At 45.8% G+C, this 25734-nt stretch carries 22 protein-coding genes; 18 read left to right on the forward strand and 4 right to left on the reverse strand.

Features of this window, described 5'->3' with window-relative positions:
* Positions 1–36 precede the first annotated feature (36 nt).
* A complete protein-coding gene (locus tag HGO23_RS02210; protein WP_209027826.1) occupies positions 37–2058 on the reverse strand; it encodes an oxidoreductase in 2022 nt (673 codons plus the stop codon).
* A gap of 376 nt (positions 2059–2434) precedes the next feature.
* On the opposite strand from HGO23_RS02210, the gene HGO23_RS02215 reads away from it, so the two are divergent.
* Positions 2435–3031, forward strand: coding sequence for a GNAT family N-acetyltransferase (locus HGO23_RS02215; RefSeq protein ID WP_099136234.1), 597 nt, complete (start codon positions 2435–2437; stop codon positions 3029–3031).
* Between the two features lie 32 nt (positions 3032–3063).
* Here the strand turns inward: HGO23_RS02215 and HGO23_RS02220 are convergent, their stop codons facing one another.
* From HGO23_RS02220 to HGO23_RS02230, 3 genes are all read right to left on the reverse strand, one after another.
* Complete coding sequence (locus HGO23_RS02220) at positions 3064–4008, reverse strand: VirK/YbjX family protein (RefSeq protein ID WP_099136189.1); 945 nt, start codon at positions 4006–4008, stop codon at positions 3064–3066.
* 496 nt (positions 4009–4504) lie between these two features.
* Positions 4505–4939 carry an acetyltransferase gene (locus tag HGO23_RS02225; RefSeq protein WP_099136190.1) on the reverse strand — a complete coding sequence of 145 codons (435 nt, stop codon included), beginning with the start codon at positions 4937–4939 and terminating at the stop codon, positions 4505–4507.
* Between the two features lie 19 nt (positions 4940–4958).
* Positions 4959–6143: an MFS transporter gene (locus tag HGO23_RS02230; RefSeq protein ID WP_244967864.1), complete on the reverse strand. Its 1185-nt coding sequence runs from the start codon at positions 6141–6143 to the stop codon at positions 4959–4961.
* Positions 6144–6656: 513 nt separating this feature from the next.
* Here HGO23_RS02230 and atzF point away from each other — a divergent pair.
* From atzF to HGO23_RS02315, 17 genes are all read left to right on the forward strand, one after another.
* Complete coding sequence (gene atzF, locus HGO23_RS02235; RefSeq protein ID WP_209027828.1) at positions 6657–8474, forward strand: allophanate hydrolase; 1818 nt, start codon at positions 6657–6659, stop codon at positions 8472–8474.
* The gene (uca, locus tag HGO23_RS02240) at positions 8467–12123 is read left to right on the forward strand and encodes an urea carboxylase (RefSeq protein ID WP_209027830.1); all 3657 of its coding nucleotides are present in this window, start codon (positions 8467–8469) and stop codon (positions 12121–12123) included. Before atzF ends, uca begins: the two co-directional genes overlap by 8 nt.
* Positions 12124–12230: 107 nt before the next feature.
* The gene (locus tag HGO23_RS02245) at positions 12231–12500 is read left to right on the forward strand and encodes an Ogr/Delta-like zinc finger protein (protein ID WP_099136193.1); all 270 of its coding nucleotides are present in this window, start codon (positions 12231–12233) and stop codon (positions 12498–12500) included.
* Between the two features lie 312 nt (positions 12501–12812).
* Positions 12813–13424 carry a phage tail protein gene (locus HGO23_RS02250; protein ID WP_244589923.1) on the forward strand — a complete coding sequence of 204 codons (612 nt, stop codon included), beginning with the start codon at positions 12813–12815 and terminating at the stop codon, positions 13422–13424.
* A 79-nt stretch (positions 13425–13503) separates the two neighbouring features.
* A complete protein-coding gene (locus tag HGO23_RS02255) occupies positions 13504–14619 on the forward strand; it encodes a DUF2586 domain-containing protein (protein WP_209028677.1) in 1116 nt (371 codons plus the stop codon).
* The gene (locus HGO23_RS02260; RefSeq protein ID WP_038266791.1) at positions 14620–15075 is read left to right on the forward strand and encodes a DUF2597 family protein; all 456 of its coding nucleotides are present in this window, start codon (positions 14620–14622) and stop codon (positions 15073–15075) included. It abuts the gene before it with no gap.
* Between the two features lie 137 nt (positions 15076–15212).
* On the forward strand, positions 15213–15482 hold the full coding sequence (locus tag HGO23_RS02265; protein WP_099136195.1) for a putative phage tail assembly chaperone: 270 nt from the start codon (positions 15213–15215) through the stop codon (positions 15480–15482).
* Positions 15483–15532: 50 nt separating this feature from the next.
* Positions 15533–15673: a DUF6890 family protein gene (locus HGO23_RS02270; RefSeq protein WP_169923060.1), complete on the forward strand. Its 141-nt coding sequence runs from the start codon at positions 15533–15535 to the stop codon at positions 15671–15673.
* A complete protein-coding gene (locus tag HGO23_RS02275; RefSeq protein WP_209027832.1) occupies positions 15670–17916 on the forward strand; it encodes a phage tail tape measure protein in 2247 nt (748 codons plus the stop codon). The genes HGO23_RS02270 and HGO23_RS02275 overlap by 4 nt, the downstream gene beginning before the upstream one ends.
* Positions 17909–18244 carry a DUF2590 family protein gene (locus HGO23_RS02280; protein WP_209027834.1) on the forward strand — a complete coding sequence of 112 codons (336 nt, stop codon included), beginning with the start codon at positions 17909–17911 and terminating at the stop codon, positions 18242–18244. The genes HGO23_RS02275 and HGO23_RS02280 overlap by 8 nt, the downstream gene beginning before the upstream one ends.
* Entirely contained in the window at positions 18234–19418 is a 1185-nt protein-coding gene (locus HGO23_RS02285) for a baseplate J/gp47 family protein (protein ID WP_209027836.1), read from the forward strand. The genes HGO23_RS02280 and HGO23_RS02285 overlap by 11 nt, the downstream gene beginning before the upstream one ends.
* Positions 19411–20067 (forward strand): phage tail protein, encoded by a 657-nt coding sequence (locus tag HGO23_RS02290; RefSeq protein WP_209027838.1) that lies wholly within the window; start codon positions 19411–19413, stop codon positions 20065–20067. The genes HGO23_RS02285 and HGO23_RS02290 overlap by 8 nt, the downstream gene beginning before the upstream one ends.
* Positions 20068–20076: 9 nt before the next feature.
* A complete protein-coding gene (locus tag HGO23_RS02295) occupies positions 20077–22104 on the forward strand; it encodes a phage tail-collar fiber domain-containing protein (RefSeq protein ID WP_209027839.1) in 2028 nt (675 codons plus the stop codon).
* Positions 22104–22721: a tail fiber assembly protein gene (locus HGO23_RS02300; protein WP_099136201.1), complete on the forward strand. Its 618-nt coding sequence runs from the start codon at positions 22104–22106 to the stop codon at positions 22719–22721. Before HGO23_RS02295 ends, HGO23_RS02300 begins: the two co-directional genes overlap by 1 nt.
* Positions 22721–23446: a hypothetical protein gene (locus tag HGO23_RS02305; RefSeq protein ID WP_209027840.1), complete on the forward strand. Its 726-nt coding sequence runs from the start codon at positions 22721–22723 to the stop codon at positions 23444–23446. The genes HGO23_RS02300 and HGO23_RS02305 overlap by 1 nt, the downstream gene beginning before the upstream one ends.
* Positions 23418–23954, forward strand: coding sequence for a baseplate complex protein (locus HGO23_RS02310; protein WP_099136203.1), 537 nt, complete (start codon positions 23418–23420; stop codon positions 23952–23954). Before HGO23_RS02305 ends, HGO23_RS02310 begins: the two co-directional genes overlap by 29 nt.
* Positions 23954–25591, forward strand: coding sequence for a hypothetical protein (locus HGO23_RS02315; RefSeq protein WP_209027841.1), 1638 nt, complete (start codon positions 23954–23956; stop codon positions 25589–25591). The genes HGO23_RS02310 and HGO23_RS02315 overlap by 1 nt, the downstream gene beginning before the upstream one ends.
* The last annotated feature ends 143 nt before the right edge of the window (positions 25592–25734 follow it).

Genomic DNA, 25734 nt, shown 5'->3' on the forward strand with positions numbered 1-25734 from the left:
GTTATCACCGTTCCTCTATTAGCTTTTTATTTTTTACTAAATCTTAATTGCCAGTCGGGTTCCCTGATCAATTGCCCTGCGGGCATCCAATTCGGCGGCGACATCGGCTCCGCCAATCAAATGTACGTTTTTACCCATTGCTTGCAGAGGTTGATAAAGTTCTTTCAATGGTTCTTGACCTGCACAGATAATTACATTATCCACCTCAAGGCATTGTTGCTCACCATTGCGCAGGATATGCAGCCCGTGATCATCAATTTTCAGGTATTGCACACTGTTTAACATAGTGACCCCCCGCATCAGCAAGCTAGCCCGGTGAACCCAACCAGTAGTTTTACCCAAACCTTCCCCAACTTTGGAGTCCTTGCGCTGTAACAGATAGATTTTTCGTGGTGAGAGTTCCATGTGTGCACCTTCTGGCTGTAATCCACCACGATGGGAAAGAGTCTGATCGATTCCCCATTCTTGACTGAATGCGTGGCTGCTCAGGCTGCTGCTTTGTCCGCTTTGGCTCAGATATTCCGCCGTATCAAAGCCAATACCGCCAGCACCGATAATGGCGACACATGGGCCAACATCGCGTTTATGCTTTAATACATCCAGATAAGTCAGCACTTTTTCATGATCAATACCATCAATATTCGGTGTCCGTGGCGTGATGCCGGTGGCAATGACCACTTCTTCAAACGAAGCAAGCTGGTCTGTTGTTGCGGTATGATTCAGTCTTACATCAACACCATTCAGTGCCAATTGACGCTCAAAGTAGCGCAGTGTTTCATGGAATTCTTCTTTGCCGGGAATTTGTTTAGCAATATTAAACTGCCCGCCAATTTTATTTTCTCGTTCAAATAACGTGACATGGTGCCCACGACTGGCGGCAGTGACCGCGAAGGATAAGCCAGCCGGTCCGGCACCAATCACTGCGATAGTTTTTGGTTGTTTTACAGGCTCGACAATAAATTCTGTTTCATGGCAGGCGCGTGGATTCACCAGACATGAAGTCAGTTTCCCGACAAATATTCTGTCCAGACACGCCTGATTGCAGCCAATACAAGTGTTGATTTCATCTGCGCGGTTCTGTTCGGCTTTTAAAATAAACTCAGCATCTGCCAGGAAAGGGCGAGCCATAGAAACCATATCTGCGCAGCCCTCACTTAGGATTTGCTCCGTAACATGGGGATCATTGATGCGATTCGTTGTGATCAAGGGAATACTGACTTTCCCCATCAGCTTTTTGGTTACCCAACTAAATCCGGCTCTGGGCACCATTGTGGCGATTGTTGGAATACGGGCTTCATGCCAGCCGATACCAGTATTGATGATGGAAGCACCGGCTTGTTCAATCTCCAGTGCTAATTGTTCGATTTCTTGCCAACTGGAGCCATCTTCCACTAAATCCAGCATGGAAAGGCGATAGATAATAATGAACTGTTTTCCGACAATAGCGTGTACTGCTTTGACAATTTCCACGGCAAAACGCATACGATTTTCAAAACTGCCTCCCCATTTGTCCTGACGATGATTAGTACGGGCAACCAGAAACTGATTGATGAGATAGCCTTCTGAACCCATGATTTCAACGCCATCATAACCGGCCTGTTGTGCGAGCTGAGCGCAACGAGCAAAGTCCCTGATAGTCTGTTGGATATCCTCTTCGGACATTTCTTTAGGCATAAAGGGGTTAATTGGTGCCTGAAGGGCTGAAGGAGCAACGAGGTTTTTCTGGTAGCTATAACGCCCGGTATGCAAGATTTGCAGGGCAATCTTACCGCCAGCCTGATGCACTGAATCTGTAATGATCCTATGATGGGGCAAAGCATCTTCACTATTTAGAATGCTTGCTCCTGCTGCAACAACGCCCTGCGGATTGGGGGAGATACCGCCTGTGACAATCAATGCCACACCAGCAGCAGCCCGCTCTGCATAGAATTGAGCCAATCGTCTGGCTCCATTAGGATGTTCTTCAAGTCCTGTGTGCATGGAGCCCATCAAGACACGGTTTTTTAAGGTAGTAAAGCCTAAATCCAGCGGGGTAAACAGATGAGGGTAATTGCTCATTACATTCTCCATCGAATAATTTGGCGACTCACACAGTATTATTGTTTTCAATATGACTTAGCTGTTAGCTAAGTGGTCGGATGAGATTGGTATCAAATTTAGAGGGTTCCAGCCCGATTGGAATCACTTTGTTAATTGATTGTGACAGGTATCATGAAATCAGCTATACCCAACAGATTTCAAGATACAATCAACAAAGTAGTAACTTGAAAAACGAAGGTTATATCAACAAAAAATATTTCGTTGTAATTTAATGGTTATTTAAGATAATGATAATTTTCTTAGTTATTCTGCATTGAATGGAAAGTAGTTTTTCTATAGAGATCAGTAATACAAAGGTAGTCGCAGATAAGAAATAAATAAGGACAGTAACATGATGCAAAACATAACCGAATGGATCACTCTGACCGGAAAGTATGTCACTTTAATACCTTTAACGCAGGAACGATATGATGAATTCGCGCGTGCCATTGAAGATGGGCAATTACATCAATTGTGGTATACCAATGTACCAGCTCCGGATGGGGTACAAGCAGAAATTGAGCGTCGTTTAGCTCTCCATGCGCAGGGAAAGATGTTGCCTTTTACCGTTATTGATAATCAAAGGAATGTGGCAATTGGAATGACGACCTATATGAATATCGATGCCAATCTTCCCAGGCTGGAGATTGGCTCGACATGGTATGCAAAATCAGTCCAGCGTACGCCTGTTAATACGGAAGCAAAATTCCTGTTACTGGAGTATGCGTTTGAAACAATGGATTGTGTTGCTGTAGAATTCAGAACCCACTTCCTGAATCATCAGAGTCGCAGGGCAATTGAGCGTTTGGGCGCAAAATTGGATGGTATTCTGCGTTGCCATTTACGAACAAGGGATGGTTCAATGCGGGACACTTGCGTATATAGCATTCTTCGTAGCGAGTGGCCTGCCATAAAAAACCATCTTATCTGGCTAATGGCGAAGCCCCGCTAAGCATCACATCAGGAACGACTTCCTAATGATGGCTAATTAGTGAGAGAAGCTTTGATATGGCTATCTAAATCATCCAGTAGTTGATAACGGCGACGGTATTCTGCGCGTTTCTTACTGGGGATTTCATCCAGTGATTTTCTTTCGATATTAGATGGCAGATGGAAATCATTATTTTCTTTCCTGATGCCATTCAGAGACTCCCAAAAAGCATTATAATCCGCTACCATCAGGTGCTTTTTCTTATGCCAGTAGCGGATACTACGATAGATATGTGTTTCATTGCTGACAGCTAAGATTTGTTCGCAATTCGCATGTTCAGCAAAACGACAAATAGATTCGATTAATAAACGCTTAGGAAACAGGCCGTAACACTCTTTAGTTGCATTACGGATAACATCCAGAGAATTATCCCTTTTGGCTGGGCCTTGTAAGACACCGATAAACAATGTTTGTTTACCATTAACAGTTAATAAAGTGAATGCACATTTTGCCAAAGTGACATTTTTTTCTGTAGTCATATATAGAGCAAGTTCACCTTCTTTATTCAGGTTGTCTAAAGAATCTATATATACATTAAATGATTCATTTTTCCCCTGGATAGTTGCCAGTAAATAAGCATTAGTATTAAATATTTTATTAATAACAGTGGGTGCTAACTGTTGAAATAAAATTCTATAATGCTCACTGAGTGCACCGACAATCTGATTACGCTTGAAATTAATACTCAGATATGGGCGATGTAATTTACAAGGTAAGCTAGGCTGTTTCTTTAAAATGTCCAGATAAATTGGAGTATTAGCAATTCTGTCCAGTAGTTTAAGTGTGGAGATAGGTGTAAAAATGCTACGTAAAGCGAACTTTGCGCGATAACTGGATGAGTCCCAATATACTCCGGGAGAGACACGCTTTCCGATAAGATCAGTAAACAGCTTCACGCCTGAATATGTTGTAGTTTTAGATTGTTGTAGACATTTCATTGATTGTAAAATCCAAAATAATAGACAGCGCCTTATTTTACCATTTTTCTATTGGATATATCAAAATGTATTAAAAACAGATTAATTTAACTTTACTATTTTGGTTTTTATGTGAATTTTAATCTTTCTATTTTGTCAGTATTGCCTTGTTTTGTTTTTTGTTTTTTGTTTAATGAATATTGAATAAGTTAATTCGTTAGCTACAACATTATATTTTTATTTTTTCCTTATTTGCTGGTGATATATAGTGTTATATTCATAATCAAATCTATTTTGATAAACGATTACCTGTGAAATACCTATTAAATATCATTTCAAGTAATAGTTTATTTGGAAGAAACTTTTTTATGAGAATATATACTCTTGGGATTTCAAGATGCAGAGCAATGACAAGGGGAGAAATCCCCAGAAACATAGAAACTATGTAATTGGGGAATTATGTAATTGGGGGAAATAGTGTCAGAAAAGACACAACTTAAAGAACAGGGTATAGGTGTTAAGCGAGTTTCATATGTAGCAACGGGAATGGATTTCCTTGCCCATCAATCTCTGAGCGGGAAACAGTTTTAAACCCCATATGCTGGTAGAAGCCGATACCTTGTTGATTTTGTTCGTTCACATCCAGTTCATCAATCTGTAATTCGCTGATTGCAAACGTTAACAACATTTTGCCAATCCCTTTGCCGCGTGTTTGCGGTGACACAAATAGCATTTCAACTCGATTTTGATCAACACCGATAAAACCTACAGTGACGTGTTGTTCATTCACCGCCTTATATACGACCAGATTGGGTAAGTAATTGTTTTGGATTGATGGACGTAATTCGTCGATCATACCCTGAGGCAGAAAATTATGAGTCGCCCGTACAGAGGCTTCCCAAATCTGGATAAGTGTCGCGAAATCGTCTTCGGTGGCTTTTTGTATCTGCATTAAATACTTCTACATTAATTTAACTTGCTAATACACGGTTTTTGCGGCAAAGACCTGCCAGCAGCATATAAACCGCAGTGGTCAGTAAAACAAGGAAGAAGAAGTTCATTAATCCATTGTTTTGCATAGTTCCACTGTGTTGAATTGCATTGTGTTGGAACATAAAACTTCCTGCTCCTAATGGGCCGATCGCAGAGCCGATGCTATAACTTAACAGCATAACTTGGGTTGCTGCGACAATATAGGATGAATCAATTTTGTCACAAGCAAGTGTGATGGCAAGTGGGTAGAGGGCAAAAGAAGACATCCCTAAAAGTGCTAGTGCCACGATCATGATAAGGTAACTTTCAGAAAGATAAGTCATACCTATAGCGAATACGCCGAGTAGTGAAGCCATTGCTAATAATAGTGTTTTACTCATTATGATAGACAGTTTGCTGATGATCGGCTGAATTATCATTCCACCCAGAATAATTGCTGCCATTAATACCCCAACCTGTTCAGTATTAAATTTACTTTGGCTTAATGATAGCGGCATCAGACCGTAGATAGTTCCCATCACAATCCCAGATGTCATACAGCCGACAATTGCAGGCTTACTGAACCGGGTGATTTTTTTCAGCGATAAGCGTTGGTGATTAAGTATTGGTGGCTGTCCATGACGTACAAATAACGGGGGCAGAGTGGCAATCAATAGCAGAGCCAGAATAGCTGCAAAAGGTATTATTCCCTGCGTACCAATAAAACCGATGCCCAGCTGACCGAGTGTTGTACCACCATAGAGTGATGTCATATAAAGACCCAGACGCCTGGCGCGCTCTTTGGGGCTATCGCCAATCAATAACCAAGATTCAACCACCACAAAAATACCGGCAACGGCAATTCCCGCTATACAACGAACAAGCAGCCAGATCTCTTTATTGGGAAAAAAAGGTAATACCATAACCGTTGCAGCTAAAAGCAATAAAAAACTTACAAATGAAAAACGGTGTCCTATTTTGGCAATAACAGGTTCAATCATTATTGAGCCTATTAATAAACCTACGTAATAAGCACTGGCTAACCAGCTAGCATAGCCCGTATCAATGCTGAAACCTGCCATTGATAATGGGATTAAGCTCATCAAGTAACCAGAAGCAATCGCAAATACAGTCAAGCCCGCGACAGGTACAAATGCACTGTTATTTTTGCGCAGCAGTTTCACTACTGTCGTCTCCACATAAAAAATCAGCCAGATATGCGCTGCTTCTCATCAAGATCTTGCCGAATGGCAGTAAAGATATATGCCAAGGACTGGAATATATCTTGGTGATTTAAGCAGTAGATAATTTGCTCAAGAGTTTTGAGTTGTGCGGACTATAGCCCTTTCTATCAGATAGATACAATGAGAAAAACTAATACTGATGAATGAAAAGATTTATGAATAAAGGGGATGATAAATGGTTCTATGTCTTGGATGATATCGACAGAATTAATTTAGAATACACTTAGAAAAGCTCAAAAAAACGCAAACTGAAGTAGCCATGTTCTAATTTTTTATCGTTAATAGCCTGAACTAAAAATAAGCACCATTATCGTTCAACGTATGAACCATTATTGTGCAAATTGTTGCTTGCTAACACACTTGTTCAAGCTAATCGTTTGAATGTTAGCACATATATTATTTGGCATGCGTATTGCTGTGAAACTCCAATCATACCAATTGGAGTTTCACAGTATGGCACCAATAACAGGTTATACCTTAAGAGATTGGCAAGACTGGATACGACAAAATGCAGCATCCATTTCTGCATTATTGCAACAGCATCTGGATTCTTTTTTGCCTGATGATAATGCCTGGATCTATCTTGCGACTCCAGCGCAATTACAAATTCAGATTGACCAACTTCTACCTGCTTATCAGCGCAATCCTGACGCATTTCCCTTGTTTGGCATTCCGTTTGCTGTTAAGGACAACATTGATGTTGCTGATTGGCCGACCACTGCTGCTTGTCCGGCCTTTAAATATATCGCTGACGATGACGCTACTGCGGTTGCCAGATTAAAAGCGGCAGGAGCAATCGTCGTGGGAAAAACAAATCTGGATCAATTTGCTACCGGATTAGTCGGAACCCGTTCGCCTTTTGGTGCAGTAAAAAACAGTTTCAATGCAAGTTATGTCAGCGGAGGTTCCAGCTCTGGCTCTGCATCTGTAGTCGCCAGAGGATTGGTGCCATTTGCACTTGGAACAGATACCGCAGGCTCTGGGCGGGTGCCTGCGAGTTTCAATAATATTGTTGGCTTAAAACCGACCAAGGGCTGGCTTTCTGGAAAAGGCGTTGTACCTGCTTGTCGGCTCAACGATACCTTATCTGTTTTTGCTTTGACCGTGGAAGATGCTTTCAATATTGCCAGTCTTGCAGGTGGATTTGACAAAAATGATGCTTATTCCCGCATTAACCCGGCTTCTGCCCCTGCAACATTACCGGATAATCCCCTCTTTGCCATCCCTGAAAATCCTACATTTTGTAATGACTCCATTGCCGAAGCCGCATGGCTGGATGCCTTGAACGAGCTGCAAGCCATCGGCGTCACACTGCACTCCATTGACTTCTCAGCATTCAAACAACTGGCTGAACAACTCTATCAGGGAGCATGGATTGCTGAACGCACGGCTGTAGTTGGTGAAATGCTAAATTTCCCGGAAAAAATGGACCCTGTGGTACACCAAATTATAGCCAGTGGTGGGAATTATAGTGCTATTGAAGCATTTAAGGCGGAGTATCTGCGGGCAAAATTGGCACGGGAGATCCAACTGACGCTGACTAAGTTTGATGCTCTTGTCGTTCCGACCACGCCTACAATCAGAACCATTGAAGAAATTAAACAGGAACCGATTCGCTATAACTCAGAATTTGGCACTTATACCAATTTTACCAATCTGGCAGATCTCTCCGCACTTGCTTTACCTGCACCTTTCCGGGCTGATGGGCTGCCAGCAGGTATTACCTTACTCGCGCCTGCGTGGCATGATCGTGCACTTGCATCATTCGGGCTCCGTTGGCAACAGCACCTTACATTGCCTCTAGGGGCATTGCCTATTGAAAAAACAGGAAAAACATTTGTTGGAGATGGAGCAGAATTATCGCAGTCGGAGCAGCATATTCGTGTAGCGGTGGTTGGTGCCCATCTTCGGAGCATGCCATTGAATTACCAATTAATTAGTCGTAAGGCCGTATTTGTTGAAACCACTCAGACAGCCAGTTGTTATCAGCTTTATGCGCTCGCCAACACCCAACCTGCTAAACCCGGATTAGTGCGTAGTGCTGAAGGTGCTGCGATAAGTATTGAGCTTTGGGATATCCCACTGGCCTATTTTGGTGCATTTGTTGCTGAAGTTCCTCCTCCACTTGGTATCGGTTCACTGGAATTAGCAGATGGCCGATGGGTAAAAGGTTTTATCTGTGAACCGACAGCACTGAATGGTGCAACTGATATCACTGAATTTGGCGGCTGGCGTAATTGGATCATCAGTCAGGAGGCGACAGATGTTTAAGACCGTATTGATTGCTAACCGTGGTGAAATTGCCTGCCGTGCGATCCGCACTCTGAAACGCCTTGGTATTGTTAGTGTGGTGGTGTATTCAGATGCAGATAAAAACTCGCAACATGTCAAAGCAGCAGATATTGCATTGCCGCTAAATGGGGAAAAAGCCTGTGAGAGTTACTTGTGCATCAATAAAATTATTGATGCTGCGCAACAAAGTAGTGCAGAAGCCATCTGGCCGGGGTATGGATTTCTGTCTGAAAGTGTGTTGTTTGCAGAAGCGTGTGAAAAAGCAGGTATCGTCTTTGTTGGCCCGACATCGCAGCAAATTGCCGAATTTGGTCTGAAACATCGGGCTCGTGAATTGGCCGCAGAAGCGGGTGTACCGATGACACCGGGAACGGGGCTGCTTAACTCACTGGATGAAGCACTCAGTGCGGCTGAGGTTATCGGATATCCCGTCATGTTAAAAAGTACAGCCGGTGGTGGAGGTATTGGCCTTAGCCACTGTGACGATGCCAATGAACTGCGTCAGGCATGGGAGAGTGTACGTCATCTTGGGGAACAGTTTTTCAGTGATGCTGGCGTATTTCTGGAACGATGTATCAGGCAGGCTCGTCATATTGAAGTACAGATATTTGGTGACGGCAAAGGCAACGTAGTGGCACTGGGAGAGCGTGATTGTTCTTTGCAGCGTCGCAATCAAAAGGTGGTGGAGGAAGCACCAGCTCCTAACCTGTCAGAACAAACCCGCACTAAGTTACTGGCTTCCGCAGTACAACTGGGCAAGTTAGTTAATTATCGCAGTGCAGGTACGGTAGAGTACATTTACGATGTTGAACAGGATGAGTTCTATTTCCTTGAAGTCAATACCCGCCTGCAAGTTGAACATCCTGTGACTGAGTGTGTAACCGGACTCGATTTAGTGGAATGTATGTTACGGGTTGCTGCTGATCTGCCAATCAATTGGCAGTATCTAAACCGCGCACCAGTCGGTACTGCGATTGAAGTTCGCCTGTATGCAGAAAATCCGTTGAAGAATTTTCAGCCCAGTCCGGGCGTACTGACGGAAGTTAAATTTCCTGATGATGTAGATATTGAGGGTATACGCATTGATAGCGGTGTGAGTACGGGCAGTGAAGTTTCTGCATTTTATGATCCGATGATTGCCAAAATGATCGTTCATGGAGAAAACCGTGATAAGACACTGAACAAACTGCGAGAGGCATTAGATTGTTGCCAATTGCACGGTATTACCACCAATCTGGAATACCTGCGTCAGATTACAGCCAGTGAACCATTCCAAAAAGGGCAGGTCTGGACTCGAATGCTCGATAATTTTGTGCCACACGCAAATGTTATTGAGGTTTTGCAACCAGGAACCTGGAGCAGTATTCAGGATTATCCCGGTCGATTGGGGTATTGGGATATAGGTGTACCACCATCCGGCCCGATGGATGACTTTGCTTTCCGACTGGCTAATCGTATTGTCGGTAATCATGAATCTGCCGCCGGGTTGGAGCTTACGTTAGAGGGGCCAACGTTACGGTTTCATTGCGACGCGTTAGTTGCACTGACCGGAGCAGACTGTCCGGCTCTGTTAGACGGGAAAGCAGTGCCTTATTGGCAGCCACTGTATGTCAAAACCGGGCAAGTTCTGGCGCTTGGTCGAACACAATCTGGCTGCCGGACCTACCTTGCTGTCAGAAATGGTTTTAATGTGCCTTGCTACCTTGGAAGCCGCTCCACCTTTGTGCTTGGGCAATTTGGCGGGCATGCTGGCCGTACCTTAAAAATTGCCGATATGCTTCCGATCTCACAACCGTCATTACCTGCCTGTACAACACCAGCACCTGTAAGCGCCCCACAAGCACTTGACCCCGCGTTGATCCCCGTCTATGGCGAAACATGGCATATCGGGGTACTTCATGGGCCGCATGGTGCGCCTGATTTTTTTGCACAGGACTGCATGGATGAATTTTTATCCAGTGAATGGCAGGTACATTACAACTCGAATCGTTTAGGTGTGCGCTTGATTGGCCCGAAGCCTGTCTGGGCTCGTCCTGATGGAGGTGAAGCGGGTTTACATCCTTCGAATATTCATGATTGTGAGTACGCCATAGGTTCTATCAATTTTACCGGGGACTTTCCTGTGATCCTTACCCGTGACGGGCCTAGCCTTGGCGGCTTTGTTTGTCCGGTTACTATAGCCAAAGCTGAACTGTGGAAAGTCGGACAGGTAAAACCGGGGGATCGCATTCGGTTCTATTCCATTACTATTGAGGAAGCTATCACTCTGGAAGAAAAGCAAAATCGTGCCATTACTACTCTGAAATCAGTCCCGTTATCCAATCAAACAGTAGTATCAGACACACCGCTATCAGTATCTGAAGAGGAAAGGTCTGGCGCTGTACTGGCGGCAATTTCTGCCACTGATTCTACGCCAGCCGTTGTTTATCGTCAGGCGGGTGACAGCTATATTTTGATTGAATATGGCGAGAATGTTCTGGATCTGGCATTACGTCTGCGAATCCACCTACTGATGGATAAACTACATGATTTAGCAGAGGCGGGGATCAAAGAGATTGCTCCAGGTGTACGCTCCCTGCAAATTCGTTATGACAATCGGCAAATTGATCAGCAGAGACTTGTGGCTTTATTGCTGTCTTTGGAGAAGCAACTTGGTGATGTCAGTACGATGAAAGTACCATCACGCATTATACACTTACCGATGGCATTTGAAGACAGCGCAACGCTTGGTGCTGTAGGTCGTTATCAGGATACTGTGCGTACCCGTGCGCCTTGGTTACCTAATAACATTGATTTTATTCAGCGTATTAATGGACTGCCGGATAGAGAAACCGTACGCCATATTATATTCGATGCCAGTTACCTGATCCTTGGTCTGGGAGATGTATACCTGGGGGCACCGTGCGCGGTTCCGATCGATCCCAGACATCGCTTGTTAAGTTCGAAATACAATCCGGCACGAACCTTTACCGCAGAAGGAACCGTGGGTATTGGTGGTATGTACATGTGTGTATATGGCATGGATTCCCCAGGCGGTTATCAGCTGGTGGGACGAACTTTGCCTATTTGGAACAAGTTTTTGAAAAACGAACAGTTTGCTAAAGATAAACCGTGGTTGCTGCGTTTTTTCGATCAAATACGTTTCTATCCTGTCAGTGAGCAAGAGCTAGAGCAGTTGCGCGAAGATTTTCGAGAAGGACGTACCGCTATCCGTATTGAAGAAACTCAGTTTGACTTTGCCGAACACCTGCGATTTTTGCAAGAAAATGCGGAAGATATTGCCTGTTTCAAACAACGACAGGCAGTGGCTTTCGAAACAGAGATAAAACATTGGCAACAGGAGGAGGAAAGTTCTGTTCTGAATATTGAGGAACAACTTCAAAGGGCTGATATCAATGAAGGTGGAATACAAGTCAATGCGGATATGAATGGAAATATCTGGAAGATATTAGTCAAACCCGGTGATGAAGTGACAGAAAGACAGCCGCTGATCATTGTAGAAGCTATGAAGATGGAGCTAGTTATTTATGCACCACAATCTGGGCGGGTAAAGCGTATCAGTTGCCAGCCGGGGCGTTCAGTCAGTCCCGGTGATGCGTTGTTGTGGCTGGAATTGGAGAGCATCTAATGTATCAGTGATATCACATACTCCTATTAAATAAGACCACACCCGTTTGGGGTAAAATACGCAACAAGTTAAAATCTCTGAAAATAAATTGTTTGGAAATAAATAAGATGCGCGTATTAAAGATTATTTGCCCTGAATGTGGTGCCAAGGCTGCTATCAGTAAAACCAATCGAAAGCACCCTGAAATTGCCGATCTTTACTGTCTGTGTTCTGACATTGAATGTGGTTATCGATTCGTCATGAATCTGACTTTTTCGCATACCTTAAGCCCCAGCGCTAAAACTGGCGATAAGTTGTTGCAGACCGTGATCAACAACCTTAATCCACAACAACGCCAAGCGGCATTAGATTTGTTGAAAGTCAGCTCTGCTGCTTGATATAACGTCATGTTTTATCAAACCATATCTATGGGGTGAATTCAGTCACCCCTATCACTTCAGTCAAATAGCCTCAATTTCTTCATACTTACATCTCATTGCTATTTTATTTGGCTGTTTAATCATCAGTAGCTGCTTTGTCGGACAATTACGCGATGGAGAATTAGGTCATTAATAAAGAAGCACCTTAATTTGCAGATAATTTCGATTTGAATCGGCTATTGATTCATATCCGAATTTATCAGAACTAAACCCTTCGCAGCATTTTAATAGATCCGCAATAATACATTTGATTCAAACGGAAGGGGTTATGTGTGGGAACGCATCGGCGAAGGATTGCTACCCGCTTATGAGCTAAAGCGGCTTTTTACCCGTAGTTTTTTACCCGTAAAGAATGAAAGGATTGAAACTGAAAGCGGTATGCATGAAATGAATAAATTACAGCAATTAACAACATTTTTACGGGAAAACCTACCAGAATTCACGTGTAAAACGGAATTTACCAGTGAAACGGGAGAAATCCGCTTTATTCAGGCTCAACGGGATTTAGGGTTGGGACAATACCAGATGTTTATCCAAAAGTATAAAGCAGTGATTAAGTGGGCGAGTTTTCCACACAGGGAATATGATCCCCGATATATCTCACTGTTAATCAACGCCTGGCTGACAGAGCAAAATGATGAATTGAGGGATCGCAATCAGGGACAGGAATGCCCAACTATGACTGTCAAAGTGAATGAAGAAACTGCTGTTGTCGTGGTGTCGTTATCACTGTCAGAGCCTGTGATTATGCGTGAGGATAAAAACGGTATTGTCCCCTTTGATGGTAAGCGTTGGCTGCTGGCAAACCCTGAAATCTGGTTTGCTGAAAATGATGTTATTCATATTGTGGACGAATCAGGAACACCTGTTGGACAAATCTGACGATGATTAATGGGCAGATTTAAGGAATTGCAAAACACATCTGCAACCTTGAACAAATAAAACATAAATAAAGGAATAAATTATGTGGCCACATGTGCAGGTTAACCAAGTTAACCAACTGCAAGGCGAAACCAAGGAAATAGAGCGCGTATTGCTCTTTGTTGGAACGGGAAAAACCAACACAGGCAAAACAATCTCTGTAAATACTCAGACGGATTTTGATTCTGTATTGGGAACAACAGATACCGCTCTGAAACGTAATGTACTGGCTGCGATGGCAAACGCAGGACAAAACTGGTCTGGGTATGTCCATGTTTTGCCGGAATCGGCAGATGAACTGGCCTTTGTTGAGGTGGTGACAGCAGCACAGCGTGTTGCCAGTGTAGAAGGATATGTGCTGACGGTCGGTGCGACTAAAGCCATTATCAAGGCTGCGCAGACTTTGCGGGCAAATACCATTGCTAAATTTGGGCGTTGGCAGTGGGCTATTTTGGCTGTTGAAGGAACACAGCCGAAAGAAACCTGGTCAGATTATGTTGCTCGTCTGGCTGATCTGCAAAAAGGAGAAGCAGTTTCATCGATCCAATTAGTGCCGTCTCTGTGGGGCAATGAAGCGGGGGTATTAGCGGGCCGTTTGTGTAATCGTGCCGTCACGGTGGCAGACAGCCCGGCACGAGTCCAGACAGGGCCATTGATGGATCTGGGAACAACAGATTTTCCGCTTGATGGTGCAGGGAAGCCGATTGATTTAGCAACATTACAAGCATTGGAAAAATTACGTTTCAGTGTGCCAATGTGGTATCCCGATTACGATGGCATGTATTGGTCAGATGGCCGCACATTGGATGTGGAAGGCGGAGATTACCAGAGTATCGAAAATTTGCGTGTTGTGGATAAGGTCGCACGCCGTATTCGTTTGCAGGCTATCGCTAAAATTGCTAATCGCAGCCTGAATAGTACACCGGGCAGCATCGCCACGCATCAGGCGTATTTCGCCCGTACTTTGCGTGAAATGTCCCGTAGTACGGAAATTAACGGTGTGACATTTCCGGGTGAAGTGAAATCACCTCAGGATGGTGACATTGTTATCACATGGCGCAATAAAAACACGGTAGAAATTTATATCACTATTCGCACTTACGAATGCCCGAAAGGGATCACGGCGAGTTTGTTGCTGGATTTGGGAGGAAATTAAATGAGCCAGCGTATTTCCGGTCAGTCGGTCGATTTTAATATGGATGGAGATCTGGTTCATGCGGAAAAGGTCAGTCTGTCCGTTACTGACAATACAGCCGCCGCCCAAACACAGGGCGTACCGGATGGTTATATCTCCGGTGATGTAACAGCAGAAGGGGAAATTGAACTCAGCACTAAGTATTTGGATATCGTCACAGCCAAAGCACGTGCTGCGGGTTCGTGGCGGGGTATTCAGCCTGTTGATCTGATGTGGTACGCCAAAGCAGGTAATGAGGAAATGAAAGTTGAAGCTTACGGTTGCAAACTGATCGTGAGTGATATTCTGGATGTTGACCCTAAAGGCGGCAGCGTGATGACACATAAAATTAAATTTGTTGTCACTTCACCTGATTTTGTGCGTATTAATGGTATTCCCTATCTCGAAGCAGAATTAACCCGTAATCTGATCGGGTAAACACAGATATTCATGGAAGAACATGAGAAAACCTTTATTACATTCGTGTAATTAGGGGGCTCATTGCATCAGGGACGATGTTTACTAAAATAATCGATAAATTATTCATTGATGAAATAAAAGAAAGGAATTAAATCATGACCAAAGAAAATAAAATTATTGCTTTAATAGTTGGCGGAAATGAAATTAAATTTGAGCCAAATATTGTCGCTTATAATAACATGATTAATGATATGACAATGGACAATAAAATTGTGCCGATTGTTACTTATTTGCGTCGTATTGTTCAGTCTGCTTCTAAACCTGCTCTTGATGAACTGTTACAAATTCCGGGTGCGGCAATGCAGTTGGTTGAAAAAATCAATTCCGAATATGCACCAAAACTGGAAATTGAAATAAAAAACTAAATGCACGGGTTAAGGCTATCGACAATAGCTTATTCGAACAGGCCTTAACTTTGCGTCGTCATTATCTACCAAATGAAAATGATGATACGGAAAATTTAGCCCGTGCAATTTGGTTAGATAATCGATATTGGGAATATACACGCATTGCAACTGCAAATGGAATTGCATTGGCATTAAAAGGTGAGCCATGAGTCAGCTCGATTTTATATTAAATCTAGTCAATAGGGTTACAGAACCACTTGATCGTATAAAAAATGCAGTCTCTGGCGTTGCTGAGGAATCACAAAAGGCATTTGGCAAAATTTCGGCGGGTGGGAAAACAATAGCTGACTCATTCTGGTCAACGCATAGCTTCCTTGAGCCAGCCATTCAAATGGATGATGCCCTGCAATCAGCCTCATTACAGGGAATTGATAGCAGTGTTATGGCAAAAATTGCCAAAGATTCTGTAACCTTTAGCTCACAATATGGCAAGTCAGCCATTGAGTTTGTGAAATCAGCGACGGAAATTAACAAAGCAGTACAAGGGCTGGAGCAAACGGAATTGCCCCAGATGACCAAAATTGCCAATACCACCGCCGTTGCTCTGAAAACCAGCTCAACAGATGCGGCGAATTATATGGGGAAAATGTTTGACCTGTTCTCCGATCATGCCGAGTCCGTAGGACATCTTCAATTTGCTGAAGAGCTGTCAGGCAAGGCTGTTTTTATGGCACAGACATTCGGCACCAGTATGCCTGAAATGACACTGCTACTGGAAAATACCCGTAAAGCAGGAACAGATTTTGGTGTGGGGATAGATGAACAGTTGGCTGTATTGGGGCAGTTACAGAGCACGTTGGGAGGCGATGCCAGCCACGCTTATGAGGCGTTTTTATCGGTTGCAACGGGTGGCGCGAAAAGTCTAGGACTGAGTTTTGTTAATGCTTCCGGCCAGATGCTTTCCATGCCGGAAATGCTGCAAAAACTACAGGCCAAATATGGCACAAGCATTGAAGGTAATCTGAAAGCTCAGGCTGAGATTGAAGCAGCATTTGGTGACTCTGCTGTGGTGGTCAAAGCGCTTTTCAACGATGTTGATGCGTTAAACAAGAACATGGCTGCGCTGGGTGCGAATGATGGAATGGAACGTACCCGTGAAATGGCGGCACAGATGGCTGATCCGTGGGAGCGGTTACAGGCAATCTGGGAGAATCTTCATATTCTAATTGGTTCAGCATTGCTGCCGGTTATAAAACCTTTGGTTAATTGGCTCGCGGATACCAGCCAAGTATTAGTACGCTGGATGAAATTGTTTCCCAATATTGCTCGTTGGGTTGGATATATCACGTTGGCGATTACGAACTTTGCCGTCGTGGGTGCTGTCGCCAATATAGTGATGGGAATCAGTAAGTTTGTTTGGATGGGATTGATTGCCGTATGGAATACGGGAGCATTTATATTATCTTTGCTAACAGGAAAGTTCCGTGTGTTGGCAACAGTCAGTGCAGTATTGAGTACGGCATTAACTTGGCTTCGCTCCACCCTGATTTTCACCAATGTAGCAGCCTGGATGGCAGCGGCTGGCCTTACTGCCGTAACTTGGCCTGTATTGGCAATTATTGCTGTTATTGCTGGATTGGTTATTGTAGTTATTAAGTTCTGGCAACCCATTAAGGCTTTTATTCAAGGTTTTATTCAGGGCTTTGGTGAAGCTAGTGGTGCACTTTTTCCGATTGCATCCTTATTTGGTGCAATTGGTTCTGTCATCAGTATTGTTTGGCAGTGTGTTAAGGTTCTGTTTGGCTGGTTTGCTGATTTGTTAGCTCCAATACAATACACCAGTGAAGAATTACAAGGTGCCACTGATGCGGGACGTTCTTTTGGCCATTCTGTGGCTGGAGCTATTGAAGTTATTATGACTCCAATAAATTTGATTATTCAGCTTATTATCGTTCTGGTTTCTCTATTTGAGTTCGCAGGAGAAAAAATATCTAATTTTTTTGAAGATTTTTCTCTGGGTAATATGTTCTCTGGCCTTGGCGATATATTAAGTTTTATTCCGGGTTTCGAAATTGGATCTATTGGAGCCAAAGTAATTGGGGAAATGGTTAATGATCCAATGGAAAAAACAACGGCTTCCAATATGGGAGTGGGAAAAAATACTCAAAAGTTGATAACTCAGTCCAATAATATGTTGCAGGGACAATCCCAAACTATATCTCAGCAAATTATGCCTCAGACTGTGCAATCAGTTAATCCGTTGGAAAGTGAAGGAGTATTAACAGGTGGAAAAAAACTGGGTATTAATAGAAATGGCCTGATGAGTGAAGTGGCGAATAATTCACAGACTATTAATGATAACAGCCGCAGTATTGAAAGTGTGACATTCAATGTTTCCAATGGCATGACACCAGATCAATTTACGGAATGGGAACAAGTGGCCTATGGATGAGCCTAGATATATTGATTTGTTAATTAGTGAGCGTGATTTTACGCTCAATTCAGGGAATGAACCGCATTTCTGTAATAATCGGGTTTCTATTGGACAGGATTGTGTTCACGCGATTATTGAAAGTGGTCTGGCAACAAATTTAATTGCTGAACGCAGTCCGACATTACGTGCGGATATTCAGACTCAGATAGTGATTCTAATCGAAAATGATGAGCGGATTATTCCGGGCACTGTCAGCATCAATGAAGAATCACCGACCAAGTTATGGATCACGGCAGAAACTTACGATTTTGGCCGTATTAATGTGAGTGTGGGAAATGGACACTAAACCAACGATGGATTATGAAAAGGTACTGCGTGACAGCGGGATGCCGACGACGGAAGCCGATATTAGCAAGGCATTCGCTCAGGTCGTGGATGAGGCGGGATTAATCACCAACACCTCGCGCATGTCCCCGTTCTGGCGGCTGATTAACACCATTGTCACGCGCCCGGTACTGTGGCTGAAAGACGCATTAATCAACGTGACGCTGAAGAATATGTATCTGGCGACAGCTTCGGGTTCATGGCTGGATATGTTTGCATGGGGCGTGAACCTGAAACGCAAACCGGCTTCGGCTGCACAGGGTGTGATCCGTTTTTATAAGGCGGATGGCGCTTCCGCCGTGACCGTGCCCGCCGGAACGGTTATCCAGACTGAGCGCATTAACGGTGAAATCTACCGGGTCAGCACCACGGAAAGTGTGGCAATTGCTGAAGGCGTCAGCAGTGCTTTACTGCCTGTCACGGCAGAAATAGCAGGCGGGGCCTTCAATCTGGCCCCCGGTTATTTTCGCATTCTGCCTGTGGCAGTTTCCGGCATTGCGCGGGTACAAAATGAAGAAGGCTGGCTGTTAATCCCCGGCGCGGATGCCGAATCCGATGATGATTTGCGCGACCGTTGCCGTAACCAATATAACCTCGTGGGTAACTATCATACGGATGCGGTTTACCGGGGCATGATTGCGGCAGTGGCGGGGTTAAGCATTGATCGCATCTTCTTTCTGCATGACGCGCCCCGTGGGGCAGGCACCGCCAATGCGTATCTGTTGCTGGATTCCGGCGTCACCAGTCAGCCCTTTATTGAAGCGGTCAACGATTACATCACCCATCAGGGCCACCACGGGCATGGTGATGATATGCAGTGCCTGCCCATGCCGGAAACCCAGCATGATTTAGCGGTTACGCTGTTTGTGGTCAGTCTGGCGAACTACAGCAACGAGCAGATAGCGACCCTGAAACGGGATGTGGAAAACCTGATCCGCTGCGCATTCCGGGAAAACAGCCAGTATGCGGTGAAAAAAACATGGCCCTACTCGCGCTTTTCCTTTTCCAACTTAGGGCGCGAAATTCACCGTGAATTCAGTGAGATTGAATCCCTGACCTTTTCACTGAGGGATATTCTCAGTGAGTTAAATGTGCCGCGGCTGAAAACGCTCTCCGTGGAGGTAAAGAATGTCTGAGTTTACGGAACGCCTTAAGCGACTGGCTCTGCCCTCATGGATGGATAAGGGCGAACCCGCCAAACTGCTCAATACAGCACGGGTATTCTGGACGCAGGTTTATGACTGGCTGACTTGGCCGCTGGCGCAACTGGATGCGGAAACTTGTTCCAAAGCGCTGTTATCGGTGCTGGCCTATCAGCGGGATATCCAGCGTTTTAACGGCGAACCGCTGCCCCTGTTTCGCAAGCGGGTGAAGTATGCGTTTATCAATGCCAAAGATGCCGGCAGTATCGCGGGGTTTATTGCCATTTTTGAGCGTCTGGGCGTGGGCTATGTGGAATTGCTGGAGCGCCAGCCGGACATTGACTGGGATGTCATTATCTTGCGCCTCAGTGATGGGCAAATTGCGGCTAACCCCGATTTGCTGATGAATATCATCCGCCAGTATGGCCGCACCTGCCGCCGTTATCGCTTTGAAGTGATAGCCAAAAACCAGTTGTTAATGCGAGTGGGTAGCGTGGGCACTGAATATTGCACTTATGCCGCTGCCATCCCGACACAGCCATTATTATTGAAAGTGGGGCATATCGCAGGCGTTGCCGTCTGTGACAGTGCCAGCCTCAAGGAAAGTAGCGCACCGAACGTGACCTACGGTGCGTCATTATAAGGAAATAGTATGTCTTCAGTGATAACGACAGACTTTGAAAAATGGAAGACCCAGCAAGTGGCCGCAGGCAATCCTGTGGTGCTGGATGAATTTGTTTTCGCGTATGTACCGGATTTAGACCCTGCGCAGACCATCAGCCGTGATGAAAAATTACCTGCGGAAAGTCAAATCGTACACCGTCAGTCGGTCAACAAAACCGGACTCGCCAGTGAGAACGCGGTGGCTTACAGCGTCACATTAGGGACAGAGGTCGGTCACTTTGATTTTAACTGGATTGGCCTGATGAATAAGGCCTCCGGTGTCATTGGTATGATCACCCATGCGCCCACCCAGAAAAAAATCAAAACCGCTAACGGCTTGCAGGGCAATGTCCTTACCCGCTCTTTCCTGCTGGAGTTTGACGGTGCAGCAACAGAAACAGCGATTACCACCACAGCAGAAACATGGCAGATTGATTTTACCGCCCGTTTAACAGGCATTGACGAAATGCAGCGCCTGATTAATACCGACAGTTATGGTGAAGCCGCCTTTTTTGGGGATGGCTTTGCGGTGGTGCGTCAGGGCGAGCAGTATCTGGTGAAAAAAGGGCTGGCCTATGTCGGTGGGCTGCGTGGAGTACTGGAATTTGACCAGACATTAAACAGTCTGCGTAATATCCGTGTGTATGCCGATTTTAGTTATCAGGGCAATCTGGTGAGCCAGTGGAAAACCACTGTTAAAATTACGGCTGCAAATGACCAGAAAAACTACGTGGATGCAGCCGGATATCCGCATTATGTGTTTGCTATTGCCCTGATTGACGGAAACGGCAATGTGACTGACTTACGCCGTCAGGGAACATTAAATGCCCGTGATATTGCTGATCTACAAAGAGTCTTAAATCAGGTTCAACAGGACTATGCCACGAAAGCGGCATTATTACGCGGCCTGAATGCAAAGCAACCCAAAGGCGATTATGCGACATGGCAGGAAGTGCAAAGCGGATTGAATGCCAAACAGACGAAGGGTGACTATGCCACAAAAGAAGACCTTAAAACGGGGCTTGCGGGAAAGTTTAATCACACGGGTGGTGAAATTTCAGGCAGTATCGATATCAGAGGCAATATCACTTCTTATGGTGATGTGATACAGGTCGTCAATAATAAAAATAATCAATCCCTGCAACTGGATGTCACCAATGACGGCATTGTACGCATCAATGCCAGAAGAAAAGGCGAAGAATCCACAACCCATTTGTTACCGGGTGGGAGTGGTCAACTCATGCAACTCGGGGACAATGGATTCGCCGGGAAAGGGGTGCTGTACAATCACAACCAGAAGGCACTGGAATCCGTGTTACTGAGAGAATCCAGTCTCTCGCAAATTTTCAGAAATGATACCACCACGACCTTAGCTCATCGGTATTCACCGAGCCTGTTGATGAGAACGGGGGACACCTCCGCCATTCTCTCGGTTGATTTTAATTCGGCTAATGTCAAAGTGACCTCCGTGTTACTGAATAACAACGAAAGAAAAAAGAATGACCTGTATGGCACCGGCAACACGAAAGTGGATAGAAGTGGTTACTTACGCATTGATTCCTCTTCTACTGAATTAGTGGGTGTTCCTGTCGGCGGCACTGTTTTGTGGAACTCATCCGCGCCCATCCCTGCGGATTTCTGGCCTAACGAAGGGCGTGAATTTTCAGCCAGTGACTACCCGGAATTAGCCAGGATATTTCCAGACCTGAAATTACCCGATGACCGCGGATACGCCATCCGTATCGCTGACAATGGGAGGAAGATTGATATGGGGAGAACCGTGGGAACCTATCAGGATGATGCCATGAGAAACTTAACAGGTGCGTTTACCGCGCGGGCTGACAGTGGGGCACTCACGACCGGGGTTTTCAGTAAAGAAGGGGCGGGTCAAACGATGTCATCCGGCCCCTCCGATGTCCTCGGCACCATCCACTTCAATGCCGCCCGGCAAGTCCCCACGGCACACGAATTTCGTATGAAGAACGTGGCTAAAATTTTAATTACGAGGATAAAATAATGAAATACACAACAACGATTCAAAAAGCCCAATTCAACGATAAGGGACTGGCCATCATTGCGGGCTGGGCTGAGGTCTATATCTGCGACCCCATGACACGCGAATATATTCATGCATCATGGGATAATGTGCCGTTCGGCGGCTCAGTTGTTGGCGGTGCTTACCGGGATAAGCCTGACTTACCGACAGAATCAGCGATTGCGGTGATCCGCAGTGAAGATGAAAAGTCGTGGGTATATGTTGCTGACCATCGCGGTAAACAAGCCTACAATACCGACAATCGCCAGCCCGTAGAGATTGATTTCCTTGGTGATTTGCCACCCTCGCTGACACTTTCTGAACCCAAAACGGATTTTGATGTATGGGACGGCAAAAACTGGGTCACGGACACTGACGCACAAAAAGTCGCGCTGATTGCACACGCCGAGTATGAAAAAGCACAAAGACTAAAAGAGGCAAATAATACCCTCACTTATTTACAGGATGCGGTTGATGTTGAGCTGGCATCCGACGAAGAAATTGCCGCCCTGCAAGCGTGGAAAAAATACCGTGTTTTATTAAACCGTGTAAACACATCAAAGGCGCCTGATATTCACTGGCCGGAGCAATCCCAGTAATGCACTGGCAGCGTAAAACTCTGCAACTGTCCCCGAATTTATCGGGGCTATCGGCTGCTATTGTGCCCGTTCATCCGTTTATTTACGGTATCGGGCAGCAGACTGACAGCGGCAGTTACTTAAGCCCAACCAATGCCATTGAGACGCTGGCGACTAAACTCACGGGTGCAGGCGATATCAACAGCCTGATACTGATGGTGTGTGCCAAAACGTATGATGAGTTTATGCAGCATCTCACGCAGTTTTCATCAGTGCTACCGCTGCCTGCATTTGCTCAGGTCAAACGGATGGCAAAGACGGCGGAAAGTCTGGCCACGACCAAAATGCAATTGCCGGGCAAACTGGGTGGCGGTTTACCGCTGCCCCAGCCCTTATCCACCGCAACCAGCCGTCAGGCGGTCAATGCGCAATTGATCGCCAAAGCCAAAGCACAGGCCAGCGCAGGCAGCAGTATCGCGGGGTTAAAATCCCAGTTAACCGCGTTTACCTCCGCCCGGCAATCCGCTTTACAGCAAGTCACTGATGCCATGAGCGGATTGGCGGGAAAGTCAGCCACGGTCTGGGCGTTCTCCGGGAAAGGGAACGGCGCACATGTGGCGGAAAAGTTACGTAAGAATATCCCCGAACCGGACGCGGTTTACACGCTGGCGGTTCTGTTTGCCGGGGACGATATTCGCCCATTAGAAAGGATGCTACATGAGCCAAATTATCATCCTCGCCCTTGATGGTGAGGCCATTCCGTTAAAAAGCCTGACGGTCACGCCGTCCGTGATGTTTCAGGATCAAGACCAGAGCGGCCAGTCTTCCAGTACCGCCGTGGCCGAACAGGGCATCAAGCCGAAAGAACTGCGAATCACGGGCATTATTCCCTTTACCGAACAGAAAACCCTAGCGCGCCTGTTTGCACTGGCGGAAGCCAAAGACAGTGGCAACCTGAAACGCTACCGGGTCGCCAACCTGACCGCACAGGCTATTAACTTTCGTATTGGCACCTTTACGGGCACGATTGATGCCAGCAAGGTGGACGGCAAGCAGGCATGGCAGGTTTCTTTCACACTCAGGGAGCACTTGTCTGTGGCGGAAAAACGTGATTCTCGTGCAGCCAGCAATATTCAAGCGAAAAAACAAACAAGACATGGAGGAAGTGTAGTCAAAGAAGAGTCGGAAGAATTAAGCTGGTTTGAACGCCATGTATTAAAGCCGATTAATGATTGGATAGGACCAGCCAAATAATGACACCGATTAGCCGACTTTATCTCTCCGGTGATGAAATTCATTTGGTTGATTTCAATATCATGCTGGAGCTGTCATCTTGTGGCCGGGGCTTTATCACTGCTGAAACAACCACCGATTATACTGGAAAACTCGTCCGTCTGGATGTGGGTTACCCGGATTTGGTGTTACGCTGGTTTACGGGCTATGTAGAGCGCGCGCAACCTGCCCAGAATGGCTACCAGCGTCTGTTTGTGCGTGAGTTGGTTGGCGTGTTTGACCGTCTGTGGTCATGCTCTTTTCAGCATCCGACTTTGCGACAGATTGCGGACTGGTTGCAGGAGCATAGCGGGCTAACGTTCACCCTACCGGATGCGACTTATACAGATAAACCTATTCCACACTACACCCACAATGGCACGGGTTACCAATTGCTGGCGAATCTAGGACTGGTCTTTACCATTGAAGATTATATCTGGCACCAATTACCAGATGGTTCGGTTTATCTGGGAAGTTGGAAGCATTCAATGTTTGTCGAAAAGCCCGTCGAGATCCCCAATGAATTCAGCCATAATCAGTCGTCGGGTAATGCTATGACCATTCCGATGATCCAATCATTGCGACCGGGGTTTGTGGTCAATCAGCAGCGGCTGAGTAAGGTCAATCTGAACAATGAAAACATGACTATCACATGGTTGCCCAACGGCCAGCAGGAAAACAGAACCCCCGCCCAGCGTCAGATTGATGCAGCGTACCCGGAATTATCGGCGGGCACGCATCTGCCCAAATTCGCCCGCATTGAGGCACATACCGAAAACACAACCAGCGGCGATATGGCCGACCCGTTCCGCCCGCGCTATGCGGTCGATGTGCAATTGTTGGATGATAACGGCAAAGATGCCGCCGCCCCGGTTTATCGTGCCGTTCCTCTGTCCTTGCCAATGGCGGGCAATGAATCGGGGATGTTCCAATACCCGCCCATTGGCACGGTGGTTGAAATTGCGTTTGAAGGCGGGCGCCCGGACAAACCTTTTATCCGCCAGACCTTGAGTCAGGGCAATACATTGCCTGATATCAAGCCCGGTGAACAGTTGCAGCAGCAGCGGGCGGAAGTCTCACAGCGGGTGACACAGGAAGGCAGTTGGATACGCCAGACTGACCAGACCATTAATGAATCCTCCATGCATCGCGAAATTAAGGCTGACACGGAAGCCCGCACCGTGGTAGCCCGTGACACCACGATACAGGCTACGGATAAGACGGTGGTGTTAGGTACATCAACCCTACTGGCAGGCGCAGTTCAGCAAGTGGCTGACGGGGATTACAGTCTGGCGGCCTCCTCGAATTACCTTGCCTGTGTGGGGAAAGATGCTAATGTCGAAGTCGGGCAAAAGCTGATAGAGAAAATCGGCCTGCTTAAACAAAGCATCGCAGGCGTAAAACAGGAAATCGTCGCACCTGTGGTCTGGGTAGGCAGCCAGCAACTTAACGTCATGACTCTGATGTTAGAGACACTGGATGTGGTCAAGGAACTGGCGGAACTGACCGCCGCTCATACCCATCACAACACAGGGACACCACAGAACGCCAGCGCCATCAGAAACACAGCCCATAAATCCGATGGACTGAAACAGAAGTATTCGCCTGTGATTGGTTAGACAAATCGACCTCGCTTCGGCGGGGTTTATTTTTATCCCCTCATCAAACGTCACCAGACGCACACAGCACCGTTCACTCCTCAATTCACTACTCGCCGCTATGGTTCATTTGGATCTGCGTTACTGTGGCGTGTTCACGCTGT

The sequence above is a fragment of the Xenorhabdus budapestensis genome, assembly GCF_017743015.1.
Lineage (GTDB): Bacteria > Pseudomonadota > Gammaproteobacteria > Enterobacterales > Enterobacteriaceae > Xenorhabdus > Xenorhabdus budapestensis.

What these genes read in the sequence shown, in the direction of transcription:
- HGO23_RS02210 (WP_209027826.1), bottom strand. Translation starts at nt 2,058, where the DNA reads ATGAGCAATTACCCTCATCTGTTTACCCCGCTGGATTTAGGCTTTACT.
- HGO23_RS02215 (WP_099136234.1), top strand. Translation starts at nt 2,435, where the DNA reads ATGCAAAACATAACCGAATGGATCACTCTGACCGGAAAGTATGTCACT.
- HGO23_RS02220 (WP_099136189.1), bottom strand. Translation starts at nt 4,008, where the DNA reads ATGAAATGTCTACAACAATCTAAAACTACAACATATTCAGGCGTGAAG.
- HGO23_RS02225 (WP_099136190.1), bottom strand. Translation starts at nt 4,939, where the DNA reads ATGCAGATACAAAAAGCCACCGAAGACGATTTCGCGACACTTATCCAG.
- atzF (WP_209027828.1), top strand. Translation starts at nt 6,657, where the DNA reads ATGGCACCAATAACAGGTTATACCTTAAGAGATTGGCAAGACTGGATA.
- uca (WP_209027830.1), top strand. Translation starts at nt 8,467, where the DNA reads ATGTTTAAGACCGTATTGATTGCTAACCGTGGTGAAATTGCCTGCCGT.
- HGO23_RS02245 (WP_099136193.1), top strand. Translation starts at nt 12,231, where the DNA reads ATGCGCGTATTAAAGATTATTTGCCCTGAATGTGGTGCCAAGGCTGCT.
- HGO23_RS02260 (WP_038266791.1), top strand. Translation starts at nt 14,620, where the DNA reads ATGAGCCAGCGTATTTCCGGTCAGTCGGTCGATTTTAATATGGATGGA.
- HGO23_RS02265 (WP_099136195.1), top strand. Translation starts at nt 15,213, where the DNA reads ATGACCAAAGAAAATAAAATTATTGCTTTAATAGTTGGCGGAAATGAA.
- HGO23_RS02275 (WP_209027832.1), top strand. Translation starts at nt 15,670, where the DNA reads ATGAGTCAGCTCGATTTTATATTAAATCTAGTCAATAGGGTTACAGAA.
- HGO23_RS02280 (WP_209027834.1), top strand. Translation starts at nt 17,909, where the DNA reads ATGGATGAGCCTAGATATATTGATTTGTTAATTAGTGAGCGTGATTTT.
- HGO23_RS02285 (WP_209027836.1), top strand. Translation starts at nt 18,234, where the DNA reads ATGGACACTAAACCAACGATGGATTATGAAAAGGTACTGCGTGACAGC.
- HGO23_RS02290 (WP_209027838.1), top strand. Translation starts at nt 19,411, where the DNA reads ATGTCTGAGTTTACGGAACGCCTTAAGCGACTGGCTCTGCCCTCATGG.
- HGO23_RS02295 (WP_209027839.1), top strand. Translation starts at nt 20,077, where the DNA reads ATGTCTTCAGTGATAACGACAGACTTTGAAAAATGGAAGACCCAGCAA.
- HGO23_RS02300 (WP_099136201.1), top strand. Translation starts at nt 22,104, where the DNA reads ATGAAATACACAACAACGATTCAAAAAGCCCAATTCAACGATAAGGGA.
- HGO23_RS02305 (WP_209027840.1), top strand. Translation starts at nt 22,721, where the DNA reads ATGCACTGGCAGCGTAAAACTCTGCAACTGTCCCCGAATTTATCGGGG.
- HGO23_RS02310 (WP_099136203.1), top strand. Translation starts at nt 23,418, where the DNA reads ATGAGCCAAATTATCATCCTCGCCCTTGATGGTGAGGCCATTCCGTTA.
- HGO23_RS02315 (WP_209027841.1), top strand. Translation starts at nt 23,954, where the DNA reads ATGACACCGATTAGCCGACTTTATCTCTCCGGTGATGAAATTCATTTG.